The sequence below is a fragment of the Varibaculum sp. GTC20041 genome (genome assembly GCF_055387755.1).
On the sequence record NZ_AP041144.1, the window covers coordinates 432,919 to 448,444 of the forward strand.

A 15,526-nucleotide genomic window follows, 5' to 3' on the forward strand; every position below is an offset into this window, starting at 1 on the left:
AGAGAGTGAAAAAGTGGACAATAGTAGGGATGCGCCGGCCTAATGTTCCAAAAAATCCTCTCCAATCTGCAGGAGCCAGGAAACAAGTTGCGCCTACCCAAAAGGGGGCAACTGCCCAGGCCACTAAAAACTCTCAGCAGCAAGTTACAGCGCGAAGCCAGGGGCAAGCCAAACAGTCGGCCTTTAAAGACAAGAAACGTCCAGGCAGCAGCGCGAATACAGTCGGGAGTCGCGGATTGGGGGACAAGCTCCGGTTAATTCGTAAGGAAATCCCAACTGGGGGGAAAGTAACCGGGGACGCCGCTGACTTAACGCCGAAAGCTAGCTCCCAAAAAACTCGGCGCACCCTCACGGTGAGAATTCCCCGCGGAATCACTCGGATGGTGGCTGCTGCCCTTCTCACCTGCCTAATTCCCTGGCTCATTTTCTTGAGTGTTAGTGCCGGGGTTTATTTTTCCACCTCGTCCAACCCTTGGATGTCCGACACTGTTTGGACGGACTCCCTGGCGGTAGGAGCCAGTATCTGGGCTCATGGATTCGCAGTTCCTCTCCCTGCTGGTCTGGGGCAAGCCGCCACGTTATCAGTGATCCCCCTGGGATTGTGGATAGCCTATCTTTGGCTAGGAGGGCAGCTAGCGCGCACCTTTGTTCTTGAAAGCCGGGCAGTACTGTGGTTTTACCCTTTTGCACAAGCGATAGTTGCCGTGCTGGTGGGGCTAGTCGTACGCGGAACCTACAGCCTAGGGGCACTATTCTTTTGGACGCTACTCCACGGTTTCGCTACGGTCATCTACGCTTTTTATCTCTTTGATCGCGATCAGCGTCCCGACGGGGAAAAACCGTCCCTCCGACATCCAAAAGCGCGTTTAAAGGTTGAATATGAACGGTTTACCAGCTGGAGCCGACAGTTTATTCTCCGCGTGAGTAAACCAGATCATGCCTACAATCAGGATCTGGAAAACCGACGCCTCGGTATTGACCGTGATGAACGCAGTTGGGACGGCGCCAATAGCACTTGGACCGTACCCGGCTGGGTTATTTCGGGGCTAAGGGCTGGTTGGAAAGTATTCAAACTATTTGGGATCGTAACCTTGATACTGGTAGTTGCCCAAGTGATCACCCATTTCCCGGCAGTAAAGAATATCTTAGACCTGTATGGTCTTTCCCTAGGGGCAGGGATTCTAATCTGGCTGGCACAACTGCTTTATCTGCCTACTGTGCAAACCTGGGCGCTGGCCTGGATTCTAGGGCCGGGATTTCAACAAGGTACCGGCACTATCCGTTCGCTAACGGAGGTAAAAACCGGTCCGATTCCTGCAGTCCCCATCTTGGGGGCATTACCTGCACAAACTCCCGGATATTGGGTATTGGCGCTAATCGTAGTGCTCAGTTTGCTGTGCGGATACCTGTTCTACACTTCCATGGCGCGGGTAGATTTCTTTTCCCACGTGGCTTCTTTCCTAGTCGCTACGCTTTCGTTTACGGTTTTAACTACTTGGTTCTGCTTCTTAGCTTCCGGTTCCATCGGCGCGGGACGCATGTCTATGTGGGGGCCAGAGCCATTGACCACCGCGGCGATGGGGTTCATCTTGGTATGGATACCGATCCTACTGGTAGCAACGGTTACCCACCCTCATGCTCGCGCTTACCTGGCAGATAATTTCTTTAAACTCAAGAGGGCGAGCGAACGAGCTGGTCGTCAAGGCTTTGCAGCCGCGAAAGAAAAAGCGAAAGAATTCCAGTCCCGAAATCCCGTTAGCTCCGAGACCGCGGTTACGGATGAGGACGCGGAAGCTGATACTCAGGAACCAGGCGGCGAGGATAGCTCCGCGAAGCCGCAGGCGACCGGAGATAATGAGGCGCAGGAAGTGCCCTCAGCTGCGAAAGAGGTGACGGAAACTGAACAAGTAGCGCCACCATTAGAGCTTCCGGTAACAGATTCGGAAGCTGTCTCCGTTGGTGACAACGGTGATACTAAGGCAGAGACAGAAAGAAACACTGAAAATATTCCTGAAGACAGCGAGGACGCCCTCGGAACTACCGAAAAATCGCAAGCTGACCAGGTGGCTAAGCCAGCTGCCCTGCGGCAGAGCCCGGAAGAAAAGTTTGCGCGCTCTAGGGGAGCCCTGCCGGTAGATACCGAAGAAATAAAAGACCTGGCCACAGGTTGGGCAGAGCGCAAAACCGATGAAGTTATTGCGAAAGAACGCCAGGAATTAGAAAAAATCAAATCTTCTGCTCAGCGCCTCCCGGAAGCAGAACTGACGCGGCCAGCAATAAAACGTTCAATTTTCAAACGAGGCCGCCTACGTGCGGGCAAACCCCGGCGCGGCGCTGACGACACTTCCACCCAAGCCATCGAAATTCCCGACCAAGACTAACTTTCGCCACCGAAGCCAGCAGGGTAGACTGGTTTTAACGTGACTGGCGAAAAAAGTGGATAACCACTGGGGAACGTAAAAGGACAGTCGCTCGCCTGGGCTGGACAAAGAATGCAACAAAAGGATTCCCACGTCATGAGCGAAATAAAACCCATTAAACGTGCCCTGGTCAGCGTCTATGATAAAACCGGCCTCGATAAACTGGCGAAAAACCTACAGGCAGCTGGGGTTGAAATTGTTTCCACCGGTTCTACTGCTCAAGTGATTGCCGCTGCTGGGGTAGAGGTAACTGAAGTTTCCCAGGTAACCGGGTTTCCCGAATGCCTCGATGGACGGGTAAAAACCCTGCATCCCCTGATTCATGCCGGGATTTTGGCTAACCGGGAACTGCCTACCCACGTTGCCCAGCTAGAAGAACTCAAAGTAACCCCGATTGACCTGGTGGTTTGCAATCTTTATCCCTTCGCGGACACGGTAGCTTCCGGCGCCGGGTTCGCTGATTGTATCGAAAAAATTGATATTGGGGGGCCGTCAATGATTCGGGCGGCCGCCAAGAATCACGCCGATGTAGCGGTGATTGTTGATCCTAGTTCCTACGACGATTTAGCTGCTGCCCTACAGCGCGGAGGCTTCACTGCTGCGGAGCGCCGCGAACTCGCAGCTACGGCTTTCAACCACACCGCCAATTATGACACCCAGATTTCCTCCTGGTTTGCGAAGCAACTAAAGGACGAGGACGAAGCTACCGCTAGCAGCGCCCTGCCTAACTTAGAACAGTGGAAACCACAGCTCAAAGAACTACACAGCTTGCGTTATGGGGAGAATCCGCATCAAGAAGCCGCCGTCTACCGTTTCACCGATGAAGAGGGCGGTCTGGCGCAGGCAGAGCAGCTGGGCGGCAAACCCATGAGCTACAACAACTATACTGACGCCGATGCGGCTTGGCGCGCAGCCACCGACCATAGCGAGCCATGCGTGGCGGTAATCAAACACGCTAACCCCTGCGGGATTGCAGTCGCCGAGGACGTAGCGAAGGCGCACTTATTGGCGCACGGTTGCGACCCACTATCGGCCTATGGCGGAGTGATTGCCTGTAACCGTAAAGTGACACTAAAGATGGCGCAGCAGGTGAAACCGATTTTCACTGAAGTTATCATTGCTCCTGACTATGAAGCAGAGGCACTGGAGCTGCTGCAGACTAAGAAGAACCTGCGGATTTTGCGGATTGACGCGGACGCCCCGGTGGAATGGGAATTCCGGCAGATCAGCGGGGGAGTGCTGGCACAAACTCGTGACCGTTTGCAAGCCGAGGGAGACAATCCCGCAAACTGGACTTTAGCGGCGGGCACACCAGCTGATGAAGACACTCTGGCAGATCTGGTTTTTGCCTGGAAGAGCGTGCGGGCAGTGAAGTCTAATGCTATTTTGCTGGCAAAAGAACAGGCCACTGTCGGTATCGGGATGGGGCAAGTGAACCGAGTAGATTCTTGTGCTCTGGCAGTTCAACGCGCCAATACTTTGGGGCAGGCACCGGAAGGTGAAGCTGCCCCCGAGCGGGCGCGTGGTTCGGTGGCTGCCTCCGATGCGTTCTTCCCCTTCGCTGATGGCCCTCAATCCCTGATTGAGGCAGGCGTGAAAGCCATTGTGCAGCCCGGTGGATCGATTCGCGACGAAGACACCATCAAAGCCTGTCAAGAAGCCGGCGTAACTCTGTACTTGACCGGTACTCGCCATTTCTGGCACTAAGCTGCTAGGTCGGGGATAGAGACTAGGTAATCGCGAGTTTTAGATGCGGTGAATGCAGCATCGGGCTAAGCAAATAATTGCTTTGCCGTAGCGGTTAATCTGATTGTGTACTGATAACCTGGGGACGCCGGGAGGCGTCCCCAGGTTATTTTGATTTTCCAGGTGTGTAGTTAGGAGAGCGACGATGATTATCGCAGCAACAGATGGTTCCTCCCTTGGAAATCCCGGTGCAGGCGGCTGGTGTTGGTATCTGTCACCTGATTGTTGGCGTGCCGGTGGTTTTACTCTGGGAACTAATAATCAGGCAGAGCTGATGGCAGTAGCCGATTTACTCACCGAAACTGCGGGTATGACTGATGATTTATTGATCCAGGCGGACTCCCAGTACGTGATTAATATTTTGACGAAATGGCGGTTCGGCTGGAAGAAAAAGGGATGGAAAACTGGCGGTGGTAAACCGGTAGCCAACCTGGAACTGGTGAAACGCCTAGATCAGTTACTATCTGACCCTGCCAGGAGGGGGAAAGTTAGCTTCGAATGGGTAAAGGGGCACGCTGGGCATCCCCTCAATGAACAGGCAGACTCTCATGCCCAGGCGATTGCAAAGGCATTCCAGGCGGGGACTCCTCGACAGGCGGATTTTGGGCCAGGCTGGAATACCGGTAAACAGATTGCCGGTGAGCTAGCTGCAGATACAGCAGGTGGTAGTGCTGCCAGTTCCGTCCAAGAGCAGAAGGCAGAAGGTGGACAAGAAAGCCGCGCTCAACAAACCCGCGACCCGCAAAAACCTGCAGGTTCGGCATCAGCCCTCGCGCGTCCTCTTTACCCGAAATTAGAACAAGATCCTAACCCTAAAGAGTATCGCCAAGGGCGTTACCTGATTCGCGAACATGTCCTCACTGTCCCCCTCTACCATCCGGAAGTAGCATTAAACCTGTTCCCGGACTCGGGGAAAAATCCGGTAGTAAACCTAAAACGAGGAGCAGATAACCAGGAAAGCGGGGTGCAGAGCGAGCTTTTTGCGGTCGCTCCCGACGAACAAACCTCTGCAAAGTCGCCGGAAAAGTCGATCACCTCTACGCCAGAAAGCCAGTTCCTTCCCCCCTGGGTAGATGCGGAAATCAAGAAAACCAATATCCAGATTTATGCCCGCGAAATCGCCCTCGATGATGAGGAAAATCGTCCCTATCTGATTTATTTCCAGGGCGGCCCGGGGTGTAAAGGATCTCGTCCAGCAGACTGGTCTGCTCCCTGGTTCGGCGCCGCCCTGGAAAAATACCGGATAATCATGCTTGACCAGCGGGGAACTGGACGCTCCACCCCGCTCGATAATGTCACTATTCCTGCTCTAGGAACCCGCGCCGGAGCTTGGTTGCGACTGATGCGCGCCGACCAGATTGTAGGGGACGCCGAAGCACTGCGCCGCGCCCTGGGGATAAAAAAATGGACAGTCATGGGGCAAAGCTTCGGTGGTTTTATTATTACCGCCTATCTGTCTCGCTTCCCCGAGGCTATCGAAAAAGCCTATATCACCGGGGGATTGCCGGGGCTGACCAAGGTAAACCGGATTTACGAGCAAACTTTCGCGGCCACCGCGCGGCGTTGCCAAGAGTTCTACGCCGTGCCCGGTATGGAAGAAGCAGTCCGGCAAACTTGTGCCCACGTGCTAGAACACGATGAATACCTGCCTAATGGAGAAAAACTAACCCCCAATCGGATTAGGCAGGTAGGTCTGGAGCTGGGACGCACGCTCGGCCTGGAAAATCTGCGCTACCTGTTCGAGGCGCCGTTTGTTCACATCGGGGGCAAGCGTCACCTCACCCAAGAATTTTTAGGGCAGGTAGGAGGACGAGTCAGCTTTTCCTTAGACCCCCTCTACGCCCTCTTGCATGAAACTATTTACGGGAACGCCGTCCCGCAAAGCGAAGTGGAGCCCACCGCCTGGGCGGCAGATCGAATTCGGAAAAAAGCTCCCGGGTTCGCGCAAAACGCCGATCCCCTAGACAAGAGCAAACCTTATTACCTGACTGGGGAGCATTTTGGTCGCTGGGTGTTCGCCAGCGATCCCGCACTCAATTCCCTAGCGGAACTGGCAGACGATTTGGCGGCGGAAACCGAGTGGCCGGTACTCTATGACCCGCAGAGATTGGCGGATAATCAAGTTCCGGTACATGCGGTGGTTTACCGGGACGACATTTTCGTTCCCCGCGCCCTATCGCTAAATACCGGTAGGGTTATGGGAGCAAATATCTTGGAGAAAGAGGATTTGCACCACGACGGGCTGCGCGCCAGCGGAAACCAGATTATTTCCTGGCTGATATCCCGCTAAGAGTGGGATATCACCGGGGTTCCGATCGGTGCCCAATCGTAGAAATCACGAGCCCCGCCAACCGGCATATTCACGCAACCGTGAGATCCTCCCGGGCCTCCCCAGCCGAAGGATCCGCGCCAAGGAGCTCCGTGCAGCGCGTAGCCTCCGGAGAAGAACATGGCGTAGGGGACGTTCGGAGAAACATAGCGACTGCCGTCAGTATTGAATCCCCGCATGGTTTTAGAGCGATATTTACGTTCGATAGCGAAGTTACCTTTAATGGTGGGGGTAGCAGGAGCTCCGGGAACCATAGAGGTCGGGCCTTTCACTACTGAAGCGCCTTCATATCCAGTTACCGTGTAGTTCGACAGGTTAATATCAATCCATTTTTCTCCCGGCGCCGCCATATAGGCTAATTTTTCGGCGCCGTCAGCAATGGTTTTGTCTTTGACGCTAGCTTTTTCAACCTGGGTTTCGTAGCTGAGGGAACTGTCTTTTCCAGCGGCGAAATTCTTAGTTATTTCTTGGGTAAGTTTTTCAACATTACTGACCGTCACCCCATCTTTAGGCTCGGTCTCGGTTTTCAGAACTTTGCCAGCGCTATTGACGAATCGTTTTCCGTCAACCTTCTTAACTTCAACTTCCCCTTTATTCTTATTGACCCAGTCTCCGACAGCCTGCTGATTTGCTTCGGGTTTAGCGGTTTTACTGATTGCAGGAATTTTTACAAAACTAACTTTTGCTTTTTGATCAGCGGTGAAGGTCTTTTCTCCCGCAGCAATCGTAACTTTGTTTTCCGTTAGCTTAGCGGCGGCATCCGCCATTTGTTGTGCCATTTCTTGGCTAGCTAGTGGTTTAACTGGGCTCACCTCCAAGGAGGAGAGTTGATCCTTTTGAGTATCCATAACCTTTTTAGCGGCTGCAACCAGCGTATGGGTGTCCGCGCCGAACCCGTCCTTGCCAGGAATCACTTCAAACCCGGTTCCTTCTGCATTAGGTTTCACAACCGGCTCGGTAGCAGGTTTAGCTTCTGGAATATCTTTGGATAGATCCTGCGAAAGTTTATTGGTTACTGCCGGATCGATTTCGTGAACGATATCTACCTGACGGGAAGTAAATAGCCTGCTGACGTAGCTGAAAGCACTGTCTCGTTCCGTGGCGTTCTTTGCAGTAGCTTTCGCATCTAACCGGTAGCCGATTTCTTGCGGGGTAAATGATTTCTCTGCGATTCCCTGGCCTGAGAAAGTTGCCTTGTAGTCGGTTTGGGCGGCTTCCAGTTGCTTTTGGATCTGGGAACTGGTCATTCCCGATACTTTGACTTCCCCTACCGTGGTTCCCGGCAGTGCCTTTTTCCCTATCGCGTAGTAGGTCACATAAATAGCGAATGCCGCCACCAGCGCCACCAGCGCCACCAGCGCGGTAACTAACACGGCAATGGTAATTTTTGCTTTCTTCGACATTGGTATCTGTGCTTCCAAAACGGCTCGGTCAAATAACACCTTCATCCTAACGGCCTTGAATGACTTCCAACATGGCCAGGTTGGGTAAGTCTGCTCACAGTGCAGGTAGAGCCGGTTTTTATCTTCCTTGACCAGCAGTAATAGTCTTACAAGACTCCTGCTGTTATGAGATTGTTATCAGAATTGTTTTTCGGATAGTGAACACTGGCGGAATGCAGAAAAATCAAAAGGTCACCCCCACCACATTTTGGCTGAGAACTGGCGTTACCAATATGCAAAGTGGCATAATCAAATCCGGTTCCGGTTCACCTTATGTAACCTGCATTTGGACCCGGCGCCCTGAGAACCTCAAGGAGAAACCATGAAACAGGGAATTCATCCCGAATATGTTCCCACCACGGTTACTTGTACCTGTGGGAACACCTTTGAAACCCGTTCTACTATTACCTCCGGCACTATGCGGGTAGATGTGTGCTCCGCTTGCCATCCCTTCTATACCGGCAAGCAGAAGATTATGGATACCGGGGGACGGGTTGCCCGCTTCGAAGCCCGTTATGGCAAGCGCAAGCGCGAAAAGTAAGCTTTGTTTTAGGGGTGGCCGGCGAGCGCGTCGGCCACCCCTTTTTATTTTTCACTGCACCAATGGTGCAGTTTTTTCTTTATTTGCCGTATGAGCTACCTAAACAACTAGCGTTTAGTTAGCAAGCAAAGAAGCTTGTTTAGACTGATAGGAGGCAGATATGGCAGAAAAAATGACTGCAGTAGTTATGTATGGGGTTGACGATATTCGGCTGGAACAGGTAGATGTTCCCAAACCTGGATCCGGGGAAGCGCTACTAAAGATCGCTGCATGTGGAGTATGTGGATCTGATTTAGACAGAATGTACAAAAAAGGACCCCACAAACTGCCTCTTATTACCGGGCATGAATTCTCGGCGGTAGTAGAAGAAGTGGGCGAGGGTGTAACTTCTGTGAAGGCGGGCGATCATGTAACGGTGCCTCCCATGTTGCCGTGCTTTAAATGCGGACCTTGTCAGCAGGGGCACTTCTCGCTGTGTGAAAACTATGATTACTACGGATCGCGCCGACATGGAGCCTACGCAGAATACGTATGCGGCCCGGCCGATTTGTTATTGAAAGTTCCCGATAGTCTGGACTTGAGAGCTGCAGCTATGGTGGATCCAGCTGCTATCGCTCTGCATGCTATTCTCCGCACTAAGCTAACTGTAGGGTCACGAGTTGCGGTAACGGGCGGGGGCGGACCCATTGGACTTTTCGCAATTCAGTGGGCACGAATCATGGGTGCTTCCCAGGTGGTATCTATTGATGTGACAAAAGAGAAAATACCGTTGGCAAAAGAAGCCGGGGCTGATGAGGCAGTCAGCGACTGGAAGGATCTGGAAGACATCGGCGGTGGATTTGACGTCATTATTGAGACTTCCGGAGCCAGAGTTGTTCCTGATCTTGCAGTATCTGTACTGGCTCGGCACGGAGAGTTAGTTTTGATTGGTATTCCCAATGCTGATATCACGATTTCGGATTCAAGTTGGGCACGTTTGATGCGTTTAGAAGCGGAAATTATGGGGTCATGGAACTCTTTCTCTGCACCGTTCCCCGGCCATGAATGGAGGACCGCGGTAGAAAAACTAAATTCTGGAGACCTGAAATGGGAGTTCATGATTACCCACGAGCTTGGCTTGGATTCTGTAGCAGAGACGATAAGACGTATGTACAACCGGGAGATTCATAGCTCTAAGGTTATTTTCATGCCGGAAAAGACTCGTCAATAGTTCATATGAAGCTTCCCAGTGAATACCGCAGAGAACAGGTCTTGGGGGCGTCCCGGTTATATTTTTTAGAACGGAAAACCACCTCCCAAGTTGCACAAGAGCTGAACTGTTCCCGGTGGACGGTACGGCGACTACTGCAAGAAGCCTATGACGAGGGGTATGTTTCGATCGAAATCGTTGATCCCTATGTTCGGGTCAGTTCTCTTGAGGAAGAAATAACCAATCGTTTTTCGCTGTCCCGAACCATCGTAGTGCGGAATCGTTTGAATCTAGAAGATACTGTTACCGCAGTAGCCAATGAAAGCGCCAAGTACTTAGCTGAGCTTAAGCCTATGCCGCAGCTTGTGGGAGTCTCTTGGGGACGCACACTCGCTGAGGTAGCGAAAGCATTGGAATCAGGATGGGCAGTAGATCCTATGATTGTCCAACTCAACGGAGGAGTCGCAGCACTATCTTCAGCTCAATCTGTCCAAGAAACTATTTTGAGCTTCGCACAAAAGGCAGATGGTAAAGCCAAGGGCCTGCCTTGTCCAGCAATTGTTTCAAAAGTTTCATTGGCACAGGATCTTCGCGAAGATCCTGGAGTAGCAAGCGTGCTCGATATTGGGCGTCAGGTCGATGTAGCGATTTTTTCACTGGGAGCTTTGAGGTTCGACTCGGTACTCGTCGAATCCGGATGCATTACCCGCCAGGATGTTAGCTATTTAAGATCCAATGGTGGCGTGGGAGATATTCTCGGCCGTTTTATTAACGGCGCCGGAGACATAGTGAATCCAGAGTTGGAATCCAGAACTATTGGTGTTGATTTAAAAACACTGAAAGGGATTAAAAAATCCATTGGGGTAGCCGTTGGTGAAAACAAAGCGTCAATCACCAGAGCTGCTCTAAAAGGTGGCTTTATGACCACTTTAATTACCGATGAAAAAACAGCTAAGGAAGTATTAGCAGAAAGGTAATCATGACAAAAGTATCTGCAAATATTATCGATCACACCCTGCTGGCTCCCGAAGCCACCTCCGAGGATGTTAAAGAGCTAATTGAGGAAGCGGTGGAACTCGGTACTTACTCGGTATGTGTCTCACCGAGCATGTTACCTATTTCCACTCCTAAGTCTTTAAAGGTTGCTGCCGTGTGCGGTTTTCCGAGTGGTGCTCATGCAAGTGAGGTGAAAGCTCTCGAGGCAAGGCTAGCGGTAGAAAATGGTGCTGACGAGATAGATATGGTTATTAACGTTGGAAAAGCCAAAGAGCATGACTGGGACTATCTTGTTTCCGATATCAAAGCAGTGCGCGATGCTATTTCCGAAAACGTGGTACTCAAGGTAATCATCGAATCTGCCTGTTTAACCAAGGATGAAATTGTTCAAGTCTGTCAATGCGCAGAAAAAGCTGGAGCTAATTTTGTGAAAACTTCTACTGGATTTCATAAATCTGGGGGAGCGTCCGTAGAAGCAGTGAAGTTAATGCGCAAGACCGTGAGTGACGAAATAGGAGTTAAAGCCTCTGGAGGCATTCGCGATCCCGAAACGGCTTCAGCAATGGTTGATGCGGGAGCCAATCGCCTGGGCTTGTCAGGTTCAAGAGCAGTTCTAAGTAAGTAAGAAATATCTATTAACAATGGGGTTAAAAATGGATGATAAATTATTGCTAAGTATCGATGTTGGAACTGGAGGAGTAAGGGTTGCGGCTGTTACTCCGGATGGCAAGATGCTTGATTCAGCATCCGCTTCAGTGGATACTTACACTCCAAAACCTGCTCATGCTGAGCAAAATCCCCAAGACTGGTGGGATGGATTAAAAACTGCTATTGGGAAATTGCTGCTTAGCCTGCCGGCTGACGCCTTCGCGGGAATTGCGGTTGATGGGACTTCTGCTACGGTAATCCCTTGCGATAGCAGTGGGAATCCTCTCCGTCCCTGCCTGCTGTGGATGGATGTTAGAGCTGCTAAACAAGCTGAAAAACTTACCAGTACCGGGGATCCTGCTCTTAAATACGCGGGAATGCAAACGGTATCTGCCGAGTGGGGTGTGCCCAAGCTGATGTGGCTGGCCGAAAATGAGCCCGATATATATAAGAAGGCAGAGGTACTCGTTGATTGTGTCGACTGGATGAATTTCAAGTTAACAGGCGAGTGGGCAATGTCGATTTGCACAGCTACCTGTAAATACTTCTACGACTCAAACTGGTCCGGCTGGCCCACTAGCCTCTACGAAGAGGCAGGAATTCCCGATGCCCTAGGAAAACTACCTAGCAACGTGTTGAATATGGGCGAAGTAGTGGGTGAACTAAGTCGTGGCGCCGCGCAAGAGCTTGGTTTACCTGCGGGAATTCCTGTCACGATGGGTGGTATCGATGCTCATGTCGGTGCAATCGGACTGGGAGTTGTTGATGAAGGATCCTTGGCTCTAATTACCGGTTCTTCTCACGTAATGTTAGGGCAAACAGATCAAGCTATCTATGCCAAAGGGATCTGGGGAGCGTATTACGATGCTATTATTCCTGGTCTTTACACAGTTGAAGCAGGACAGATTTCATCAGGTTCAGTGAATAATTGGTTCACGAATAGGTTTACGGTTGATGCCCATAGTTCCAGCAACGTATCCGCAGATCTTTACAAGTATTTGGATGCACAGGCTCAGCAGATTCCAATAGGCTGTGACGGGGTTGTCGCGTTGGATCATTTCCAAGGAAATCGTTCTCCTTTTTCCAATCCCTATTCCCGGGGAGCGTTCACTGGGCTGACTCTTTCGCATACTGAAGCTCACCTGTACCGAGCTGTTCTGGAGTCGGTTTGTTATGGAACAAAAACTATTTTTGACACCTTCCGGGATAAAGGATTCGACCCGGTAAAAGTGGTGGTTTCTGGCGGGCCGACGAAATCGAGATTCTGGATGCAGATGCATGCAGATGTCACTGGGGTACCGATGTTATTCCCGAAGAATACAGCAGGGCCGCTGATGGGCGGCGCGATATTGGCGTCAATTGGGGCTGGTTTGCATAAAGATATTAGGAGTGCAGCAAAAGAGATGGTTGAGATGGCGGATGCGATTGAACCAAACTCCGATGCAACTAGCGAGTATCAGTTCTACCACCAGAGATATTTAGAAATATACGAAGCCCTGGCTCCGGTAAGTAGCAAGATAGCGCACCATATTTCCTAAAGCTAGAGTACGGCATCAAACGGGGGTGCGGTTAAGTAAGGGTAACTGCACCCCCGTTATTGAGGTAAATAGATCCAATAGACCCTTTCACCGTATTCCCTTACTCTCGTAATAAGTTGTGTTTTCCCACAGATCCGGGACAGCTGTTTTTTTGGTTCACCCCGCCGGCAACGTAGAGTAGAAGTCAGTTCGCGAAGAGTAATAAGGAGCAACTGTGGGATCGCCGATTGACGAGGAAGCCGTAGAGGCCCTCATCGCAGAAAAAACTGAACTGGAAATGAAGATGGGCGATCCGCAAGTGCAAAAGGATCAGCAGCAGGCTCGCAAAATCGGTCGCCGTCACACCCAGTTGGCACAGATAGCGAAAGCCTATGAGACTTGGAAGAATGCGCAGGAAGATTTACATGCCGGACAAGAGCTGGCTAAGGAAGATCCTGACTTTGCCTCCGAGATTCCCCAGATGGAACAGGCTGAAAGTCAAGCGTTAGATAAGCTCCGTAAAGTGTTGGCACCCCGCGATCCTGATGATGCTCGTGACGTCATTATGGAGATTAAAGCGGGTGCAGGTGGGGATGAATCCGCCCTATTCGCCGGGGATTTGCTGCGAATGTACGAACGTTTTGCAGAAGCCAAAGGCTGGAGCGTACAGATCATGGACTCCACTGTTAACGACTTGGGTGGGATCAAAGATGCCCAGATCGCGATCAAAGCTAAGGGGAACGTAGCCCCCGAAGAAGGCGTCTGGGCGAACCTGAAGTATGAGGGCGGAGTGCACCGAGTGCAGCGAGTACCGGTCACCGAGTCGCAAGGACGCATTCACACCTCTGCTGCCGGGGTATTAGTGATGCCGGAGGTAGAAGACGCGGGAGAGGTAGAGATCGACCCCAATGAGGTGCGGGTAGATGTTTTCCGATCCTCCGGGCCGGGTGGACAGTCGGTTAATACCACCGATTCCGCAGTCCGTCTGACCCATATTCCCACTGGAATCGTGGTCAGTATGCAAAACGAGAAGTCGCAGATCCAAAACCGGGAGGCCGCGTTCCGGGTGTTGCGGGCGCGTTTAAAGGCAGAGGAAGAGGCGAAACGGGAGGCCGAGGCGGCAGAGCAACGTCATTCTCAGGTGCGGACCGTAGATCGCTCTGAACGTATCCGTACCTATAACTTCCCGGAGAATCGGATTGCTGATCACCGCACCGGGTACAAAGCCTATAACCTTGACCAGGTACTTAACGGGCAGTTGCAGCCAGTGATTGACTCGGCGATCAAACTTGACGAGGAGCATCGTCTAGAACAGCTTTCCGGACAGTCAGCTTAATAGATTCTGCGTAGATCATCTGATGAGTCAAGCTGGTTTCTCTCGCCCGGAGGCGTTTGGCTGGGCGCGCCAGCGCTATGCGGAAGCTGGAATTGAGCCGGCGCGAGAAATCATGGCGCTTTATTGTGCCGCATGTGGAGCCGATGAATTTCTGTTTGCCCCCCAGGAGTTAACTCCCGCTCAGACGCAAGATTTCCGAGAACTGGTGAAACGGCGCTGCAGCCACGAACCATTGCAGCATGTGCTAAATGAGATGTTTTTCGGTTCCTTTCGCTTGTTCTCCAGCCCTGATGTCTTTATCGTGCGTCCGGAAACCGAGTATCTAGTAGAACTAGCGCTGCGCCCTCGGGGGGCTAGGGAAGCGGGCTTAGCTGCCGATTTATGTGCGGGATCGGGTGCTATTGCCCTGACACTCGCCCGAGAATTGCCTGCGGCTGAGGTATTTATGGTGGAGATTAGCGAAAAAGCCTTGAGAGTAGCGCGGAAGAATCTGGAACGTTACCCACAGCTCGCGCGGCGCATCAGTGTGAGTTGCGCAGATGTGGCTGACCCTGGTTTATGGGAAGAGCAAGCGGGGCAATTTGATCTAGTGGTCAGCAACCCTCCCTATGTTCCGCCCGGTACTATTACGCAGCCAGAAGCCTTAAAGGACCCCCCGCTGGCGCTCTGGGGTGGGGGAGACGACGGCCTCCATATTCCGATGCAAACCGTGAAACAAGCTTTTCGGCTCCTGGGTAAAGACGGAGTATTGGCCATGGAACACGACCCCACGCAAGGGGAAAAGCTCTGTGAATACGCTGGTAAAATGGGATTTAGTCAAATGAGGACGCAGCGGGATCTCGCCGGGCGTCCTCGTTATCTCATGGCACGAAAGTGAGGATCAGATTAAGGTCTCTCAAATGATGCTAACGTTAAGGTAAAGTGGCTGAAAGATAGCAGAAGGGTGCGGCAATGGCGGCTTGGTTTCGCGTGTTAGGGGCATTAACCGCCGCGGCGCTAGTACCTGTATTTTTCACCGCTACCGCCTTTGCAGAGGATCCGTCCCCCCCAACCAACTTTGCATTACGTGGAAGCTCCTCTGGACGTCCCTCCCAGTAGTACTAGTAGCACCCCTAAAGAAGTTACGATTACTGCCGAGGCGGAGCCAACGACTCCGCTGCCTATCCCGGAAACTAGCAAGCCTACCCCTACCGAGCAGACGAATCCTCCTTCCTCGCAAAGTAGTGCCCCGACTGCCCCCAGGCAGCTAGCCCAAACCGGAGGTCAACGCGATATTTGGCTGACCGGATTTTCCCTGCTTAGCATTTGGGCGGGAAGCGCAGTGATCACCTATGGGCGCAAGCAACGTCGATAAGGCTAATA

The 15,526-nt window shown here is 52.0% G+C and carries 12 protein-coding genes and 1 riboswitch; of the genes, 11 read left to right on the forward strand and 1 reads right to left on the reverse strand.

Going from position 1 to position 15,526, the window contains the following annotated elements; genetic code table 11:
* The first annotated feature begins 5 nt into the window (after positions 1-5).
* The 3 genes from ACZ5BI_RS01745 (at position 6) to ACZ5BI_RS01755 (ending at position 6,456) form a co-directional block, all read left to right on the forward strand.
* The gene (locus ACZ5BI_RS01745) at positions 6-2,381 is read left to right on the forward strand and encodes a cell division protein PerM (protein ID WP_464896492.1); all 2,376 of its coding nucleotides are present in this window, start codon (positions 6-8) and stop codon (positions 2,379-2,381) included.
* 29 nt (positions 2,382-2,410) lie between these two features.
* Positions 2,411-2,489: riboswitch (ZMP/ZTP riboswitch) on the forward strand.
* A 27-nt stretch (positions 2,490-2,516) separates the two neighbouring features.
* Positions 2,517-4,127 carry a bifunctional phosphoribosylaminoimidazolecarboxamide formyltransferase/IMP cyclohydrolase gene (purH, locus tag ACZ5BI_RS01750; protein ID WP_464896493.1) on the forward strand — a complete coding sequence of 537 codons (1,611 nt, stop codon included), beginning with the start codon at positions 2,517-2,519 and terminating at the stop codon, positions 4,125-4,127.
* Between the two features lie 184 nt (positions 4,128-4,311).
* Entirely contained in the window at positions 4,312-6,456 is a 2,145-nt protein-coding gene (locus tag ACZ5BI_RS01755) for an alpha/beta fold hydrolase (RefSeq protein ID WP_464896494.1), read from the forward strand.
* On the opposite strand, the gene ACZ5BI_RS01760 is transcribed toward ACZ5BI_RS01755, so the two are convergent.
* Complete coding sequence (locus ACZ5BI_RS01760; RefSeq protein ID WP_464896495.1) at positions 6,453-7,898, reverse strand: L,D-transpeptidase; 1,446 nt, start codon at positions 7,896-7,898, stop codon at positions 6,453-6,455. The two genes, ACZ5BI_RS01755 and ACZ5BI_RS01760, sit on opposite strands and share 4 nt — an antisense overlap.
* A gap of 361 nt (positions 7,899-8,259) precedes the next feature.
* On the opposite strand from ACZ5BI_RS01760, the gene rpmE reads away from it, so the two are divergent.
* The 8 genes from rpmE (at position 8,260) to ACZ5BI_RS01800 (ending at position 15,518) form a co-directional block, all read left to right on the forward strand.
* On the forward strand, positions 8,260-8,478 hold the full coding sequence (gene rpmE / locus ACZ5BI_RS01765) for a 50S ribosomal protein L31 (RefSeq protein WP_024059374.1): 219 nt from the start codon (positions 8,260-8,262) through the stop codon (positions 8,476-8,478).
* Between the two features lie 160 nt (positions 8,479-8,638).
* A complete protein-coding gene (locus ACZ5BI_RS01770) occupies positions 8,639-9,688 on the forward strand; it encodes a galactitol-1-phosphate 5-dehydrogenase (protein ID WP_464896496.1) in 1,050 nt (349 codons plus the stop codon).
* A gap of 5 nt (positions 9,689-9,693) precedes the next feature.
* A complete protein-coding gene (locus ACZ5BI_RS01775) occupies positions 9,694-10,644 on the forward strand; it encodes a sugar-binding transcriptional regulator (RefSeq protein WP_316086048.1) in 951 nt (316 codons plus the stop codon).
* Positions 10,645-10,646: 2 nt separating this feature from the next.
* Complete coding sequence (gene deoC / locus ACZ5BI_RS01780; protein WP_316086049.1) at positions 10,647-11,288, forward strand: deoxyribose-phosphate aldolase; 642 nt, start codon at positions 10,647-10,649, stop codon at positions 11,286-11,288.
* 28 nt (positions 11,289-11,316) lie between these two features.
* The gene (locus ACZ5BI_RS01785) at positions 11,317-12,849 is read left to right on the forward strand and encodes an FGGY-family carbohydrate kinase (RefSeq protein WP_464896497.1); all 1,533 of its coding nucleotides are present in this window, start codon (positions 11,317-11,319) and stop codon (positions 12,847-12,849) included.
* Positions 12,850-13,126: 277 nt separating this feature from the next.
* Positions 13,127-14,164 (forward strand): peptide chain release factor 1, encoded by a 1,038-nt coding sequence (gene prfA, locus ACZ5BI_RS01790; RefSeq protein WP_464896810.1) that lies wholly within the window; start codon positions 13,127-13,129, stop codon positions 14,162-14,164.
* A 22-nt stretch (positions 14,165-14,186) separates the two neighbouring features.
* On the forward strand, positions 14,187-15,041 hold the full coding sequence (prmC, locus tag ACZ5BI_RS01795) for a peptide chain release factor N(5)-glutamine methyltransferase (RefSeq protein ID WP_464896498.1): 855 nt from the start codon (positions 14,187-14,189) through the stop codon (positions 15,039-15,041).
* Positions 15,042-15,230: 189 nt separating this feature from the next.
* Positions 15,231-15,518, forward strand: coding sequence for a hypothetical protein (locus ACZ5BI_RS01800; protein WP_464896499.1), 288 nt, complete (start codon positions 15,231-15,233; stop codon positions 15,516-15,518).
* The last annotated feature ends 8 nt before the right edge of the window (positions 15,519-15,526 follow it).

Bases quoted from the DNA above. Each gene is read 5' to 3' on its own strand.
- purH (WP_464896493.1), top strand. From the start codon at position 2,517: ATGAGCGAAATAAAACCCATTAAACGTGCCCTGGTCAGCGTCTATGAT.
- ACZ5BI_RS01755 (WP_464896494.1), top strand. From the start codon at position 4,312: ATGATTATCGCAGCAACAGATGGTTCCTCCCTTGGAAATCCCGGTGCA.
- ACZ5BI_RS01760 (WP_464896495.1), bottom strand. From the start codon at position 7,898: ATGTCGAAGAAAGCAAAAATTACCATTGCCGTGTTAGTTACCGCGCTG.
- rpmE (WP_024059374.1), top strand. From the start codon at position 8,260: ATGAAACAGGGAATTCATCCCGAATATGTTCCCACCACGGTTACTTGT.
- ACZ5BI_RS01770 (WP_464896496.1), top strand. From the start codon at position 8,639: ATGGCAGAAAAAATGACTGCAGTAGTTATGTATGGGGTTGACGATATT.
- ACZ5BI_RS01775 (WP_316086048.1), top strand. From the start codon at position 9,694: ATGAAGCTTCCCAGTGAATACCGCAGAGAACAGGTCTTGGGGGCGTCC.
- deoC (WP_316086049.1), top strand. From the start codon at position 10,647: ATGACAAAAGTATCTGCAAATATTATCGATCACACCCTGCTGGCTCCC.
- ACZ5BI_RS01785 (WP_464896497.1), top strand. From the start codon at position 11,317: ATGGATGATAAATTATTGCTAAGTATCGATGTTGGAACTGGAGGAGTA.
- prfA (WP_464896810.1), top strand. From the start codon at position 13,127: ATGAAGATGGGCGATCCGCAAGTGCAAAAGGATCAGCAGCAGGCTCGC.
- prmC (WP_464896498.1), top strand. From the start codon at position 14,187: ATGAGTCAAGCTGGTTTCTCTCGCCCGGAGGCGTTTGGCTGGGCGCGC.